Here is a 1,311-nt window from a genome sequence, read left to right as displayed (position 1 = left end):
GTCGCATGCTGCTTGCCATGGTGGATGATTTTCGTTGCGTTGTCATCAAGCTAGCTGAACGAATTTGCAACCTTATTGAAGTCAAAAAAGCACCGGACGAAGTTCGACGTGCTGCGGCAAAAGAGTGTGCCAACATTTATGCTCCACTGGCTAACCGTCTAGGTATCGGTCAGCTTAAGTGGGAAATCGAAGACTACGCTTTCCGTTATCAACAACCGGACACTTACAAGCAAATTGCAAAGCAGCTTGCTGAGCGTCGTATTGTCCGTGAGCAATACATCAAAGATTTTGTCGAAGACTTATCTCAAGAGATGAAAGCTTGTGGCATTAATGCCGAAGTAAGTGGTCGTCCTAAACACATCTACAGCATTTGGCGAAAAATGCAGAAGAAAAGTCTGGCGTTTGATGAATTGTTTGACGTGCGTGCAGTACGTATCATCGCCGACAAACTGCAAGATTGTTACGCTGCGCTAGGTGTGGTTCATACCAAATACAAGCACTTACCGAGTGAGTTCGACGACTACGTTGCAAACCCAAAACCAAACGGTTACCAATCGATTCACACCGTTATTCTTGGCCCTGAAGGCAAAACCATCGAGATTCAAATTCGTACCAAGCAAATGCACGAAGAATCTGAGCTGGGCGTTGCCGCACACTGGAAATACAAAGAAGGTGCGAGCAGCCGCAGTGGTTACGATGAGAAAATTACCTGGCTGCGTAAACTGTTGGATTGGCAAGAAGAAATGTCCGATTCTGGTGAAATGTTGGATGAACTCCGAAGCCAAGTCTTCGATGACCGCGTCTACGCATTTACACCACGCGGCGATGTTGTCGACTTACCAATGGGGGCAACTCCACTAGACTTTGCCTACCACATTCACTCAGAAGTCGGGCACCGTTGTATTGGCGCCAAAGTTGGTGGCCGAATCGTGCCGTTCACCCACAAACTCCACATGGGCGATCAGGTCGAAATCATCACAGCAAAAGAGCCAAACCCATCGCGAGACTGGTTAAACCCATCACTAGGCTTTGTTCACTCAGGTCGTGCTCGTGCGAAGATCAACGCTTGGTTCCGTAAACAGAGTCGTGAGAAAAACCTCGAAGCGGGACGTGAAATCCTCGAACACGAGTTGGTGAAGATTGGTGCGACGTTAAAAGATGCAGAGCATTACGCCCTAAAACGCTTCAACGTCAATACGCCGGATGAACTCTACGTCGGTGTAGGCAGTGGCGACCTGCGTATCAATCAGATCATCAACCACATCAATGCACTGGTGAATAAACCAACGGCGGAAGAAGAGGATCAGCAAG

1 protein-coding gene is annotated in these 1,311 nt (G+C 48.1%); it reads left to right on the top strand.

The window, feature by feature from the left end:
• Nucleotides 1-1,311, top strand: a 1,311-nt coding sequence (gene relA / locus R7E78_RS24190; protein WP_318058346.1) for a GTP diphosphokinase, incomplete at both ends; no start/stop codon positions are given.

This window comes from Vibrio sp. YT-19(2023), assembly GCF_033337395.1.
This window is presented reverse-complemented; position numbering and strand designations above follow the sequence as displayed.